Here is a 14,703-nt window from a genome sequence, read left to right as displayed (position 1 = left end):
TTCACACATACGAACCTAATTTAGATACAATTCAAATAATAATTAATCGTTTGATATTTAAGAAAATATCTAATCACCAAAATAATTAATAAAATTTTTTGGCATGATTTTTTTATGTTACATTTAAAACAAATTAAATTTATTCTTATGAAAAAAGTATTGCTTTTATTGATGCTTTGCTTTGCAATTCCCTCCTTTGCGCAAACTGAGCTATCTGACGATGATGCTGAATCAAAGCTACTCGTAAACAATGATCGATTGATAGTGTTAGATTTTTATGCAACTTGGTGTGGACCTTGTAAACGTATGGATCCAATTATGAAAGAGTTGGATGCCAAATACAAAGATCGCGTTGATTTTTATAAGATTGACGTAGATAAAAGTCAGGTAGATGACGCTTTAGAAATTTCCGCTATGCCAACGTATTTATTCATTAAAAACAGCTCTAATTTAGAACAAATTGAAGGAGCGATGAGTAAAGTGCGTATGGAAGGTTTGATTAAAAAATACATGAAAAGTGAAGTTGAAATAGAAGAAACAGTCATCGAATCTACGGAAACAGATGGCAATAGTTTTGATGTAAATGATTTTAGTCAAGCAAATATTGATTCAATTTGGAACTCTTCTTCTAAACTGAATTCTCTAGCTTGGAATGCTTATAAAACACAAGATAATGTGAAGATTTTACTAAGATCCATCAAGGCTGTAGAACGTTCTATTGAGCTAGAAAAAAACTATTATAATGTAGATACACATGCAGCATTATTATATAAAACAGGGAATTATAACAAAGCATTAAAGAGAGCCAAACAAGCAATTGATATTGCTAAAAAAGAAGGCCTTGCATATACTTCAACCACAGAGTTGATTGAAAAAATTATTGAAGAAATGTAATTCTATTACATATAAAAATTATGAAAGGAAGCTAAATTAGCTTCCTTTTTTTAGTTTGGATGATTTTTAAATGCATTCTTTTTTTCTTATTTATAGAAAAGGAAATTCTGATATATATTATGTCGATAGATACGGAATTCTATGATGGTTTTATGAGCGAATTGCTTTTGATAACACTTACTCATGGAGTTGGTTTAAAAAGAAATTGACCTTAGACATTCCCGGATCTAATGACTATGCTATTGAAGGCTCTTTTTGGGGACACGAATTTTCGTTTATGCGAAATAACCGTGAAGTAGCAACTATTAGTAAAAAATTATTTACTTTTCGCGATAGTTATAGCGTTGACATCAAAGAAAATGAAAATCATGCTGAAATTCTCATGACTTGCATTGTCATTGATGAGATATTACATGATGGAAGTGGCTCGCAATTTATTCCTCCTTTTTTAGAAAAATATAAATTTCTACTGCTTCATATTCACAGTTACAAATGAGGTTTGATACTTTTGTGTATCAATTTTCATATTTAAATACAATAATTTTGTAGACACTGCATCCGATTTTCCATTTACAATTTTGTCATAGTCAATACCCCAATCGAATAAGTTTACTTGACCGCTTAACACTAAAGAACTTGCCATAATTTCTTTTGGATCACGTATGCCTGTTACAAAAAACTTCACCTCTTTTTCAATTCCTTTTATAGACATTTTACCATTTACTTCATACCAGTCCAATCCCATCGTATATACATTTGTAGATATAAAGGTGATTTTTTCGTTCTGTTCTCCAACAAATAAACCAGGTCTTCTAATACTTTGAGTTAATTCTTCAGATCTGCAAACATTAAATGTATTTGGATCTACTTCAAACGAAAGATCCATATCTTCTATGGGATTTTTTAGTTCACTACCGGCATACAGATTCAATTGAAGATTACTTACATTTCCAGCAAATGGTGTACTGCAGTGCCCGTGTGTAACAAATAGATTTATGGTCTGTTGTTCTTTATTTTCTATTGAAGAAAGATGTTCTTTTTGTTCCGTATTTGATTCACTTTTTGTGTAACCACTAACTACTAATACAGTTATTAATACAATTAATGATAACACGATGTTTCTGACTTTCTTCATGATTTTATTTTTTACATTTCAACGAATATAGACTGAATCGCCTATTCCATATGTCAATCAAATGTAAAAAAAGTGTCAAAAAGTAGTTTTACACACTTAAAATCAAGGTGTAGAACTCGAAACCTGCATTATTTTACCGTTGTAGTATTTGTTTCCGTTCAATGAGAAGTCATAAATGTATTCTGCCATTTCCAACGCTGATAATGGAGCTTTGTACCCCGGAAAAGCTTCTTCTAACATTTCAGTTTGCACGGCACCTAAAGCAAGCACATTGAAAGCGATTCCTTGTTCTTTGTGTTCTTCTGCCAATAATTCTACCAAAGTAATTACAGCACCTTTAGAAGAGCTGTAGGCTGCCAATCCTGGGAATTTCATACTTCCTTGAATTCCTCCCATATAACTTATGGTTACAACATGACTTCCCGAAACCATATATGGTAATAGTACACGACTCAATTCTGCGACACCAAATACATTTACTTTGTAAATCCATTCGAAATCTTCCATAGTGGTTTCTGCAAATGGTCTGTTAAGTAATGAACCCGCATTGTGGATTACAATATCAACTCGTCTCCAGTTTTCTTTCACAAAATCTGTAACTCTACCGTAATCTTCTGGCTTGCATAAATCGAAAGCAAAAGAGGTAATATTATCATAGGTGAGATTTGAAATTGGTTTTTCATTTCGCGATAACGCCAAGACATTATATCCTGCATTGGCAAATAAATGTACGAGTTCAAAACCAATTCCGCGGCTTGTTCCTGTGATGATGACGTTTTTCATTTTTATTTTTTTTCTGGTATTTCTCGATACACTTTGACTTTGCTAAGTGTACTTGAAGTATTTTTTTGGTTTAAATTGTATAATCAGATACTCATAAAATGAAATAATTACTTCGTATCAGGATTCATTTTAATTTCCTGTGTCTCCGTATTTATTACCTGTTTTACTGCTGGGAGAAATGTATTTACAAAATTTGCCATGTGCTCAAAATCCATAATATCTGCCTCATCTCCTACTTTATGATAATGATCAAAATTAGTGAAGTCAAATGTGCAGAATGTGTGACTAGGCACCTTGAATTCTTTGAAGAATGGGTAGTTATCAGATCTGTAGAATAGTTGATACTCTTTTACTTTTGGAAAGAATCCTACAATTTTCTTCCCTGCATATTCATTCATTTTTTCAGCAAGATTCGATCTTTCATATCCACTAGCATATGCTACATAATCTTTGTTTATTAAAGGAACTCCGACCATTTCAAAATTTAACATTAAGTATAAATTTAAATCTTCCTTTTTTAAAGTTTCAGCTAAGTATTTTGATCCTAACAATCCTTTTTCTTCAGCAGAAAATAAGGTGAATAAAATGCTTCTTTTGTTGCTTTTCGTTTTGGCAAAGTATTTTGCCATTGCCATTACAGTTCCTACACCTGCAGCATTATCATTGGCTCCATTGGCAATCTTGTCACCATCTACTTCCTCGGCAAATCCAATATGGTCGTAATGCGCTCCTAAGATTACATATTCATTTTTTAGGCTTGTATTGTTTCCTTCTAAGTATCCAATTACATTAAACGCTTTCTTTCCTTTTACCTCAAAATTATCACGATCCGTATTAAAAAAGGCTTTACACCTAAGTCTTTAAAGTAATTTTCAATATAGGTAGCCGCTTTTTCAATTCCTTCACTTCCCGTATCTCTTCCTTCCAACTCATCAGAAGCCAAATAGGTTACAATATCGTCTACTTCTTGCGCTTCTATAACTACTTCTTTGGTTTTACACGAGAAGATAACAAGTGAAACAAGACAAATAGCAAGTATGTTTTTTAAATGTTTCATGAGTATTTTTTTGATTGATGATGAATGTAAACAAAAAATCCCACTTTCGTGGGATTTTCGATGTGATTTATGATTATGCTAACATTGTCACAGGATTTTCTACGTACTGTTTTAAAGTTTGTAAAAATTGTGCTCCTGTTGCGCCGTCTACTGTTCTGTGGTCGCAGGCTAATGTTACTTTCATTGTATTTCCAACTACAATTTCTCCGTTTTTCACTACTGGTTTTTGAACAATAGTTCCTACAGATAAGATTGCTGAGTTTGGCTGATTGATGATTGAAGTAAACTCTAAGATTCCAAACATTCCTAAGTTTGAAATAGTGAATGTACTTCCTTCCATTTCAGCTGGAGAAATCTTTTTATTTCTAGCTTTTCCTGCCAATTCACGTACTTTTCCACCAATGGTAGTTAAACTCATTTGGTCTGCAAATTTTAATACAGGAACTAACAATCCTTCGTCAACTGCTACGGCTACACCAACATGAATATGTTTGTGATATTCTGTAGTAGTATCATTCCAAGTAGTATTTACTTGCGGATGTTTACGCAATGCCATTGCACAGGCTTTTACGATCATATCATTGAATGACACTTTGATATCTGGAATTGTATTAATTGTTTTTCTAGAAGCGATTGCATTGTCCATGTCCAATTCTACTGTTAAGTAGTAATGTGGCGCTGAGAATTTAGATTCTCCTAAACGACGTGCAATTGTTTTACGCATTTGTGAGTTTTTCACTTCTTCGCTGCTTTCTTCTCCTGCTGGCACAAATGGAGTTACTGCTACAGGTTCTTTTGCTGCTGGAGCAGGACTTGAAGTCTTTACTGCTGGAGCTGGAGCTGCAGTCGCTGCTGGCGTAAAGTTTTCCACATCACGCTTTATGATACGTCCGTGATCTCCTGTTCCTTGTACTTGTGAAAGATCAATTCCTTTGTCTGCTGCAATTTTCTTTGCTAATGGTGAAGCAATGATTCTACCATTTGAAGATGCGTTTCCAGAAACTGCTTTTGGCGCTTCTGTTTTTGCTTCTACTGTTTCTTTTCCCGCTTCTGGAGTACTTTCATTTGTAGAAGATTCTCCTGAAGCTGCTGCTTTGAGAACCGTATCAACATCAGTTCCTTCTTTTCCAATAATTGCTAAAACGCTATCTACGGGTGCTGTTTCTCCTTCTCTAACTCCAATGTATAGTAATGTTCCTTCATTGAAAGATTCAAACTCCATTGTAGCCTTATCTGTTTCAATTTCGGCAAGAATATCTCCTTCTTCTACATTGTCACCAACTTGTTTTAACCAAGAAGCAACAGTTCCTTCTTCCATGGTATCGCTTAATCGTGGCATTGTTACTACGATTGCTCCCGCTGGCATTTCTACTTTTTCAAGGCTAGCTTTTGGTGCTTCTATTTGCTTAACTTCTTCTTTTGCTTCTATCTGTTTTTGTGGAGCTGCTCCACCTTTTACCAAGGCATCTACATTTTCTCCTGCATCACCAATAATGGCTAATAATGAATCAACTGGTGCTGTTTCTCCTTCTTGAACTCCAATGTAAAGTAACGTTCCTTCATGGAAAGATTCAAATTCCATTGTTGCTTTATCAGTTTCAATCTCTGCGAGAATGTCACCTTCTTCAACTTTATCACCTACTTGTTTTAACCATGATGCCACAACACCTTCTTCCATGGTGTCACTTAGTCTCGGCATATTTATAATTTCCGCCATGTTTTATTATAATTTATGAGGTAAAAATGGATAATCTTCTTGTTCGTATACGGTATCGTACATTACATTTTTTTCTGGATATGGAGATTCTTCAGCAAATTTTTCACATTCTTTTACTAAAGCTTTCACTCGCTTGTCCATTTCTGCGATTTCATCTTCTGTAGCGTATTTTTTCTCTAAGATAATATCCTTTACTTGCGTAATAGGATCTATTTTTTTGTATTCAGCTACTTCGTCTTTTGTTCTATATTTTTGTGCATCAGACATTGAGTGTCCTCTGTAACGGTAGGTTTTCATTTCTAAGAATGTTGGTCCATCACCACGTCTAGCTCTTTCTATAGCTTCACTTACAGCTTCTGCAACTTTTACTGGATTCATCCCATCTACAGGTCCGCAAGGCATTTCATATCCTTGCCCAAGTTTCCAAATATCTGTATGGTTTGCTGTTCTTTCAACAGAAGTTCCCATTGCGTATCCATTGTTTTCACAAATGAATACTACAGGAAGTTTCCAGTTCATTGCCATGTTAAAAGTTTCATGCAATGAACCTTGACGAACCGCTCCATCACCCATATAACATAAAGTTACTGCTTCTCTTTTAAAATATTTGTCTGCAAAAGCAAGTCCAGCTCCTAAAGGAATTTGCCCTCCTACAATTCCATGACCACCATAAAACCCTTTGTCTGGTGCGAAAATGTGCATAGAACCTCCCAAACCTTGTGATGTCCCGGTAGCTTTTCCATATAATTCTGCCATCACTCTTTTTGGATCAACGCCCATACCGATTGGTTGTACGTGATTCCTGTAGGCAGTAATCATCTTATCTTTTGACAAATCCATTGCGTGTAATGATCCTGCTAACACAGCTTCCTGACCATTGTATAAGTGAAGAAATCCACGTACTTTTTGCTGAATGTATACGGCAGCAAGTTTATCCTCAAATTTTCTCCAAAATAACATATCCTCGTACCACTTGAGGTATACTTCTTTAGTGATTTTTTCCATTTATTTCAAATTGGTTGGTTTTGTGATTTTTTGAAAACCGAAAAACCATTTTAGGGTTTATTATTTGTTGTTGTTTGTTCGATATACGATTAACAAAAATACTATTTTAATGAGAAGTGAAAAAATGTAATAGCAAATTATCGCTCTTTTAACATGATTTATTCTTTCGATAACGTTTTCGAAAAAAGTAAAGTTATCAACAAACCTTTTTTTGATCGTATATTCTTAAATAATTCGCTTTTTTTTCAAACTTTATAAATACGATTTATCAAAAACTAACGGCAATAAATCTTTTAAGGAATTTGATTTCATGATTTTTCCTTCTGCGCCCATAAAGTAAATTTCGATCGCTTCATCTTGACGCATTTCATACTCTGCAATCGATTGTCTACATGCGCCACATGGTGGAATTGGTGTTTTATTGATATGATTGTCCGAAGTGGCTGTAATGGCTATCTGCTGGATTTTAACATTTGGATATTGTGCTCCCGCGTGAAAGATAGCAACACGTTCTGCACATAATCCAGATGGATAGGCTGCATTTTCTTGATTACTTCCCGTAACAACAACTCCATTTTCTAATAGCAATGCTGCTCCCACTCTAAATTTAGAGTATGGTGCATAGGCTTTTTTACGAGCTTCTACTGCATGCTCCATTAGCTTTTGTATATTTTGAGGAAGTTCCTCTATATGATCGTAACACGTAAGTGTTGCTGTAATTTTTATTTCCTGCATGTGAAATTTATTTTCTTTATCATGTGTTGATCCATTCAGATCAAATCAGCTTAGAAATATAGTGATTATTTATGGAATTGCCTTCAATTCTGGCATTTGGTTTTAGGTAATAGGCATTGGATTCTATTTTTACTAATGTTTAAGTTCTTGAATTTTGGATTTGTTTTTTGAAAGTTTATTTTTTTGCGAGGTTTAAAGTCTTGTAGAAACAAAAAAACCTTCCAAATAGTTTGAAAGGTTTTTGTGATATTTTTATGTGATGAATTTTATAATTCGTCGTAGGTATCTCCTAAGTTAAATGTTAAAGAAAAACGCAATGTATTCTCTAATGGATTACGAACTTTAGATGCAGAGAATAGATATGATACATCAATTTTTACTGCACTGTATTTGAATCCTGCTCCAAGCGTAAAGAATTTTCTAGCTCCTTTGATTTCACTTTCATTAAAGTATCCTGCACGTAATGCAAATGAATCTTGATACCAGTATTCAGCTCCTAAAGCATAGGTAAATTCTTTTAATTCTTCACTGAAACCTCCTGGCGCATCTCCAAATGATTGGAAGATTCCAGAAACAAAACTTACGTCATCATCTTGACCTTCTACAATGATTGTTGGCTCATTTTCATTTACGTCAGGTGTAGACAAATCGTCTGTATCTTGATTTCCATCATCATCTAAATCAACAAATCCGAGTTTTGGTGGTGTTGGCACTAACAATTTGTTTACTTCAACACTTACTGCTAATTTGTTGTATTCGTCAAAGATGAAGTCAAATCCACCTCCTAATTTTAATTGCGTAGGTAAGAAGTTTTCTTGACCTAATTCGTCATATTTTAGTTTTGGACCCAAGTTTGAGATATTGAATCCTGCTCTCCAACGTCCGTTGAAACTATCATATGCAGTTTCTTCTGATTGATAGTAACCAGCAATATCTACTGCAAATGTACTCGCTGCATTGGCTTCTACATCTGGTTGCGATTGCAATTTCAAGTCAGAACGTAAGAAACGACCTGTTACCGACATAGAGAATTGATCACTTAAACGTAATGCATATGACGCATCAATTGCTAATTCGTTAGGTCTTTCAATTAACGGTGTAAAGTTTCCTATGTCCGCTTGTTGTTGCGTAATAATTTCAATTTCTCCCAAACTGAAGTACTTTATACTTGCAGACCAAGCGCTTCTTTCACTAATTCTGTTGTAAAATGTTAAGTTTCCTAGAAATATATCATTTACTAAGTCGCTCAAATAGGGCGTATAACTGATTCCGACTCCAATTTGTTCATTTGCAAAAGCATATTTTGCTGGATTCCATTGTTGTGAGTAAGTGTCTGGAGATGTAGCTACTCCTAATTCTCCCATTCCAGCTGCTCTTGCGTCTGGCGTAATTAATAAGAAAGGAACTCCTGTTGTTATTACTCTAGTATCATTTGGATTCACAACTGTAGTTTGTGCAATCATTCCCAATGGGATTAAAATAAATAAGGATAAAAATATCTTTTTCATTCAGAATTCAGTTAAATTTTAACAAATATAGTTTTTATTTATAGTATTACAAGTTTTTCAAATTTTTCAACTTTCTGATTAGTTAACGGAGATTTTACGGTAATCTTGTATACGTAGACTCCTTTTGCTAATTTATCGCCAAAATCATCTTTTCCATCCCAGACAATATCTCTTGACAATGAGCTAAAATCTTTACTACTAGCACCTGCATTAGTTTTGCCTACTAAAGTACGTACTACTTTTCCAGAAACTGTAAAAATCTGAATCATTATATCAAGTTCATTGGAACTATTGTGATTGAACCAAAATTCTGTATAACTTACAAAAGGATTTGGATAATTTAACACATTCGTAATAGTGAGTGAGTTGTTTTCATTGAAAACTGTAAACTGTATTTCTGTTGTTGAAGAATTGTTATATACATCCCACGCTTTGAGTGATAATGTATGTGTTCCTTCTTCTAAATCACGCAATGGAAATTTCACTGTTCCACGCGTGTAATCGTTTAATTCGGTTTCGTAATAATCGTTTAAAACAATTGGATTGACTTCATCTCCATCTAAAATAGCAACAATGTCATGACCAATTCCACTTGCCGTATTGATTCCATTAGCATCTGATAGTTTGGCTAATAAGAAAGGGGATTCATTAGTGATTCCTCCCGAAACAAAACTTTCATCATTCAAGAATAGGTTAATTACTGGTGCATCATTGTCTTCAGGCGCATCTTCATTGAGTTCTCCAACCTTAAAACTATCATTATACCCTGTATGATCTTCTAAAACACCTTCTTTTTCTGCATAGAAACTGATACGACCATTCCCAACAGGAATTGTAATATCTCGCGGTACTACAAATTCAAATTCAAATTCACCTTCCACAACTTCTGCTTTTCCTCTAAAGATAATTTCTCCTAGCGTTTCAAAGTCCATCACAAAAGGAAAGTCATTTGCTAAGGTCTGACGCTGAATATTTTTATCATAAATCGTTGAAAAAACAGTTCCGTTATAGGTATTCATTAAGTTTCCTGCGTCGTCTGTAATGTTACCCGCCATTTTTACTCTACTCAACGCTTTGAGTGTATCTGTAGGTTGTGTAATTGGCACATCATTGATAGCAGTAAGATTTACTCTTGGTCTTGGAATTGCCAATTTCATTGCTGGATCTCCAATAAAGAAAACCGTTCTTTTGTTGGTAGTCGTTACTAAGTTCTTTGTTAAACGTAACGCTTCTGACACTGGTTCATATTCATTGGAGCCATACGAAAATAGATATCTTGCCAGCAATTCATTGATACTTACTCCAACATTTTGGAATATTTGTCGAGTTGTCGTAAGCAGCGAAACTGCTCCTCCGCCTTCATTCCAAAACATGAATTCTCCTGCGGTTTCACGCAAAGGATTATCAAAACGTGTATATTCACAAGTGATGGTAATAAATAAAGGAAGGCGACAATCATTCGCTAATTCTTGCGAATCTCCTTTTTCAAAAATTCGTTCTCCAGCAAGTCCATCTTCGCCACCATGACCAAAATAGTTAACTACTAAAGATCCTAATGCAATATTATCTTTGATTGCCTCATTTACTTCTGGATAACGCTCACCAGCTGCTGATGATTGCTGCTGAAAGGCATCTGAATGTATTTTTGAGATGTTGATAAATGGCTTCTCGGTGGATATTACATCTCCAAGAGCATCTAAATCAACTTCTAAGTCTTTATCTGAGTTGTTTTCTGCATCATCAGAAACAATCGTTACGGTATTTCTCCAACGGCCAAAAGCCTCTTTACTGTAGTATACTAAAGTTTTATCTACAATGTTTTTTGCCTGATTTGGATCAAGCACTAACATTCTTCCTAATGCGATATCTAAACGATCAGTCACAGCCATTGTCCCTTCATCATCGTCCATCATTCCATAGAAATCATCAGTCATAAAACCGCTCGTCAAGTTAAAACTATCATACGCTTGAAAAACAGGAACAATATTGGTATTTCCTTGCACTCTATTTTTATAATCATACGAGGCATCGCCAAAGAAACACACATATTTTAGGCGATTTTCTGGTACCGTAGCATTGTCGTATACATACTTTAGGAAATTACGAATAGCTCCAATATCTGGATTTCCAGTATTAAACTCGTTGTAAATATTTTTAAGTGTTACTACTTGCGCATTCATTCCTGAGTTTCCTCGGTGAAATTCTGCAATACGCTCTGCTTGAGAAGCTAAATTTTCAGGAGAAATAATAATGTATTCCACATCGCCATTTGCAAAAATAGATCCTTTTAAATCTTGATTTGGCACTTGATTATTCGGTTCAATGGTTGGAATTAAAAATCGAGAAGTATCTCCAGCAATATATTGTCTAATTTCTCCCATAGGTGCTTTGAAAGAGAAAATTACCGAAGCATCAGTGTTTGTCACTTTTGTTACATTCCAGATGTCTGTAATATCCCAAACTTCATAAACTTTTGTAGCATTTGAAATGACAAATTCTCCAGTTCCTACAATATTTCGAGCATCATTATATTTGAATTTGAATTGATCATCAATTCCCATCAGTGTACGCCTTGATTCCACTGAGATATAATCTAAATATGCAATAGAACCTGCAATTCCATTATTTTGATAATTCAATGTAATATTTAAATCGTTAGAACTTAGATTTACATCATCTATGATTAATCCATTTCTATTAGCAGGTACACCACTTACATTGTGTTCTGTTGCTAATCTTGAATCATTGATTTGTGGGAATGTAAAATTAAATGCAGGTTGTCCATTGATATTTTCTGCTGGCTGTCCATTAATAATGGTATTCATGTTTGTAATACCATTAGAAATTGCCGCAGGCTTTATACCAATACGAACAGGTTCAGAAGTAACTAAATTCGGCAATGTAAAATTAAAAGTACGTTCTGTTTCAATATTAAATACGTCACCAAACCATCTTCTTCCAAGCTTTACAATATTTACGTTATCTACTTCGTGAAACTGATAATCGTCATACGTTGTAATAGTTATATCAGGCGCTGCTGTCGGCTGTACTGCTTCCGGAATTCGTTTCCCGTCTTCTGTACCATCTGCGGTAATAAAGTAATAGGTTTTATCAGAATATGCGTTGATATGTGTTTGACTGTCTTGATTAAACACATCGTTTCCTTCTGCATAAAATAAGATATAATCTTGTGCATTAAACTCTCCATCTTCTTCACCAAAAACTGTAATTGCGTTTTCAGTAACATCATAATATTCATTCTCAGAATTTCTGTGAGGAATCATTCTTCCTCCATTTCCATAAATTTTTATTTTTCTTGGATCAATACTTCCTGTATTTAAACCTACTTGGTTTAAAAAATTAGCATCTAATCTGTAAATCCCGGATTCAACTACCGAAAATTTATAAAAGTTACCACTAGCAAGTACTGAACTTGTAATTGTAGTGTTGTTTTTAGTTCTGATATTCGGTCTTCTAGCTAAAAATGTATAGCTAACATCGAAACTGAGCACTTTTTTAACCACCCCGTTTTCTCTAATTAAAGGAGACACAATCAATATGTGTGCATTTTTTCCTCTGGCACCAGAATTTACAATTTTTGACTGAAGTGATGTTGGCAATCTTTGTGTATCAATTTCACCTAAGTTTTGATTTGAGATAGTTCCATACACTACATTTTCAATCTGCATAGAATTCTTATTCACAAAACGATCATCATCCCATTGTGCTATAAAACTAATCGTACCATCGTCATTGCTAACAAAATATTCTTGATTAAATGTTGGCAATTTCACAGACGAATTTTCCTTTGAAAATTCTTTTGGTGCATCACTCCACGTCAAATCAAAGTGCTTGTTTTGCGCATTAGCACTTAAAAAAAGGAGTCCTAATAAAAAAGTAAGAGTTTTTTTCATTGCATCTTTAACGATAAATACATTGAAATATTATTCAATGTTTTAGCTGTTTTTTAAAAAAAACAAAATTAAGAATAATAAATAACAACTGTGGTCGTTATATCAAAACTATATGATATTTATAATTGAAGTGGCATGTCACATTAATTTTTGAAATTAATCTTGATATTTTACCTTTAATTGCTATATTGCAAACCTAAAATTTTCAATACTCAAGTCTTGACTATGAAAAAGCGAACATTAAGAATTATGCTACTTGTCGCAGTAGTGTCACTAGGATTTTTTAGCTGTAAAAGATCATCATCAAATAATACTTCAAAAGCCACAGGCTGGCGTATTGATGGTAAAGATGGAGGATTCACAGCCAACACAAAATACAAAGATCAGGAAACTGCTCCTGGATTAGTATTTGTGGAAGGTGGAACTTTTACAATGGGAAAAACTCAGGATGACCCTATGCACGATTGGAACAATACCCCAAACCAACAACACGTACAGTCATTCTACAGGATGAAACAGAAGTTACTAATTTAATGTACACAGAGTACTTATATTGGACAAAAACTGTTTTCCCTCCAGAAGAAGAAAACTACAGAAACATTTATACTGGTGCATTGCCAGACACATTGGTTTGGAGAAATCGTTTAGGATTTAACGAAACAATGACTACTAACTACTTAAGACATCCTGGATATGCTGAATATCCTGTAGTTGGTGTAAACTGGATTCAAGCTGTACAGTTCTGCCAGTGGAGAACTGATAGAGTTAACGAAGCTGTATTAGAACGCGAAGGATATATTGCCAAAGGAGCAAAGTCTGTTGATAGCTTAAATCCTGAAAGCACATTCAGTACAGAAGCATATTTAACCGACCCTACAAAAACGTACGGTGGTAAGATTGACGAGTACAGAGGAAGGATTGCAGAAAAATCAAATAAGAAAAAAGATTCTGCAGACGTAGATAAAAACGTATACGCTAAACGTACTTCTGGGGTTATTTTACCAGAATACCGTTTACCAACAGAAGCTGAATGGGAATATGCAGCTAAAGGTTTAGATGGATTAAGAGAGTATAACAACGTACGTGGTAGAAAAAAATATCCATGGAAAGGTGAATTCACAAGAAGTGGAAACAGAAAAAGACGTGGAGATCAGTTAGAAAACTTTAAGAATTCAAAGGGTGATTATCGTGGAAATGCTGGATGGTCTGATGATGGTGCGGATATAACTGCTCGTGTAAAGTCATACCCACCAAATGATTTTGGGTTATATGATATGGCAGGAAATGTTGCAGAATGGGTCTCTGATGTTTATCGTCCAATTGTAGATGACGAAGCAAGTGACTTCAATTACTATCGTGGTAACGTTTACACTAAAAACAAAATCAACCAAGAAGGCAAAGCTGAGATTGTAACAACTGAAACAATGGTTCAAGATACCTTAGCAAATGGACGAATTATGCCAAGAAACCTTCCTGGTCAATTAGCACAAGTTCCAGTTAATGAAAATGAAACATATTTGAGAACTAACTTTGACAAGTCTGACAACAGAAACTATCGCGATGGTGATGTTTCTTCTTCAAGATACTTTGACTTATTTAACGAAGAAGATGCTGAAAATGGAAAAATGGATGCGAAACGAATGTATAATGCTCCAAAGCACGTTGTATCTTCTGATTCAACTGGAATGTTAAGAAAGTATGACAAATCTAACACAAGAACTACTTTAATTGATGACAACGTCAGAGTTTACAAAGGTGGTTCATGGAAAGATAGAGCATACTGGATTGACCCTGCACAAAGAAGAGCTTTCCCTGAATACATGGCAACTTCTTACATCGGATTTAGATTTGCAATGTCAAGAGTAGGTTCAAAAGCGCAAGGAAGAAAGAGTCCAAGAAAATAATAAACACACTTTTGTGTATTAAAAAAAGCCCTGACCATATCAGGGCTTTTT

The 14,703-nt window shown here is 34.5% G+C and carries 11 protein-coding genes and 1 pseudogene; 3 read left to right on the top strand and 9 right to left on the bottom strand.

The window, feature by feature from the left end; all coding sequences use genetic code 11:
* Positions 1–147: 147 nt before the first annotated feature.
* Together MK119_RS07980 and MK119_RS07975 are read left to right on the top strand one after the other, a co-directional pair.
* On the top strand, positions 148–894 hold the full coding sequence (locus tag MK119_RS07980; RefSeq protein ID WP_290672737.1) for a thioredoxin domain-containing protein: 747 nt from the start codon (positions 148–150) through the stop codon (positions 892–894).
* Between the two features lie 205 nt (positions 895–1,099).
* Positions 1,100–1,390, top strand: a complete 291-nt coding sequence (locus MK119_RS07975) for a hypothetical protein (RefSeq protein WP_290672735.1) — start codon at positions 1,100–1,102, stop codon at positions 1,388–1,390.
* On the opposite strand, the gene MK119_RS07970 is transcribed toward MK119_RS07975, so the two are convergent.
* The 9 genes from MK119_RS07970 to porU all read right to left on the bottom strand — a co-directional run bounded on the left by MK119_RS07970 (position 1,361) and on the right by porU (position 12,748).
* Complete coding sequence (locus tag MK119_RS07970) at positions 1,361–2,029, bottom strand: YceI family protein (protein ID WP_290672732.1); 669 nt, start codon at positions 2,027–2,029, stop codon at positions 1,361–1,363. The genes MK119_RS07975 and MK119_RS07970 overlap by 30 nt on opposite strands.
* 102 nt (positions 2,030–2,131) lie before the next feature.
* Positions 2,132–2,812, bottom strand: coding sequence for an SDR family oxidoreductase (locus MK119_RS07965; protein ID WP_290672730.1), 681 nt, complete (start codon positions 2,810–2,812; stop codon positions 2,132–2,134).
* A gap of 107 nt (positions 2,813–2,919) precedes the next feature.
* Complete coding sequence (locus MK119_RS07960) at positions 2,920–3,549, bottom strand: M20/M25/M40 family metallo-hydrolase (RefSeq protein ID WP_366512786.1); 630 nt, start codon at positions 3,547–3,549, stop codon at positions 2,920–2,922.
* A 71-nt stretch (positions 3,550–3,620) separates the two neighbouring features.
* Positions 3,621–3,869, bottom strand: a complete 249-nt coding sequence (locus tag MK119_RS24265; protein WP_366512784.1) for a hypothetical protein — start codon at positions 3,867–3,869, stop codon at positions 3,621–3,623.
* A 73-nt stretch (positions 3,870–3,942) separates the two neighbouring features.
* Positions 3,943–5,586 carry a pyruvate dehydrogenase complex dihydrolipoamide acetyltransferase gene (locus MK119_RS07955; protein ID WP_290672727.1) on the bottom strand — a complete coding sequence of 548 codons (1,644 nt, stop codon included), beginning with the start codon at positions 5,584–5,586 and terminating at the stop codon, positions 3,943–3,945.
* A 6-nt stretch (positions 5,587–5,592) separates the two neighbouring features.
* Positions 5,593–6,591: a pyruvate dehydrogenase (acetyl-transferring) E1 component subunit alpha gene (gene pdhA, locus MK119_RS07950; RefSeq protein ID WP_290672725.1), complete on the bottom strand. Its 999-nt coding sequence runs from the start codon at positions 6,589–6,591 to the stop codon at positions 5,593–5,595.
* Between the two features lie 252 nt (positions 6,592–6,843).
* Entirely contained in the window at positions 6,844–7,326 is a 483-nt protein-coding gene (cdd, locus tag MK119_RS07945) for a cytidine deaminase (protein WP_290672723.1), read from the bottom strand.
* Positions 7,327–7,592: 266 nt separating this feature from the next.
* A complete protein-coding gene (gene porV, locus MK119_RS07940) occupies positions 7,593–8,834 on the bottom strand; it encodes a type IX secretion system outer membrane channel protein PorV (RefSeq protein ID WP_290672720.1) in 1,242 nt (413 codons plus the stop codon).
* A 38-nt stretch (positions 8,835–8,872) separates the two neighbouring features.
* The gene (porU, locus tag MK119_RS07935; RefSeq protein WP_290672717.1) at positions 8,873–12,748 is read right to left on the bottom strand and encodes a type IX secretion system sortase PorU; all 3,876 of its coding nucleotides are present in this window, start codon (positions 12,746–12,748) and stop codon (positions 8,873–8,875) included.
* 225 nt (positions 12,749–12,973) lie between these two features.
* Here porU and gldJ point away from each other — a divergent pair.
* A pseudogene (gene gldJ, locus MK119_RS07930) lies at positions 12,974–14,652 on the top strand (gliding motility lipoprotein GldJ).
* The last annotated feature ends 51 nt before the right edge of the window (positions 14,653–14,703 follow it).

The organism is Kordia sp., assembly GCF_022447245.1.
Taxonomy (GTDB): domain Bacteria; phylum Bacteroidota; class Bacteroidia; order Flavobacteriales; family Flavobacteriaceae; genus Kordia.
This window is presented reverse-complemented; position numbering and strand designations above follow the sequence as displayed.

What these genes read in the sequence shown, in the direction of transcription:
- MK119_RS07980 (WP_290672737.1), top strand. Translation starts at nt 148, where the DNA reads ATGAAAAAAGTATTGCTTTTATTGATGCTTTGCTTTGCAATTCCCTCC.
- MK119_RS07970 (WP_290672732.1), bottom strand. Translation starts at nt 2,029, where the DNA reads ATGAAGAAAGTCAGAAACATCGTGTTATCATTAATTGTATTAATAACT.
- MK119_RS07965 (WP_290672730.1), bottom strand. Translation starts at nt 2,812, where the DNA reads ATGAAAAACGTCATCATCACAGGAACAAGCCGCGGAATTGGTTTTGAA.
- MK119_RS24265 (WP_366512784.1), bottom strand. Translation starts at nt 3,869, where the DNA reads ATGAAACATTTAAAAAACATACTTGCTATTTGTCTTGTTTCACTTGTT.
- MK119_RS07955 (WP_290672727.1), bottom strand. Translation starts at nt 5,586, where the DNA reads ATGGCGGAAATTATAAATATGCCGAGACTAAGTGACACCATGGAAGAA.
- pdhA (WP_290672725.1), bottom strand. Translation starts at nt 6,591, where the DNA reads ATGGAAAAAATCACTAAAGAAGTATACCTCAAGTGGTACGAGGATATG.
- cdd (WP_290672723.1), bottom strand. Translation starts at nt 7,326, where the DNA reads ATGCAGGAAATAAAAATTACAGCAACACTTACGTGTTACGATCATATA.
- porV (WP_290672720.1), bottom strand. Translation starts at nt 8,834, where the DNA reads ATGAAAAAGATATTTTTATCCTTATTTATTTTAATCCCATTGGGAATG.
- porU (WP_290672717.1), bottom strand. Translation starts at nt 12,748, where the DNA reads ATGAAAAAAACTCTTACTTTTTTATTAGGACTCCTTTTTTTAAGTGCT.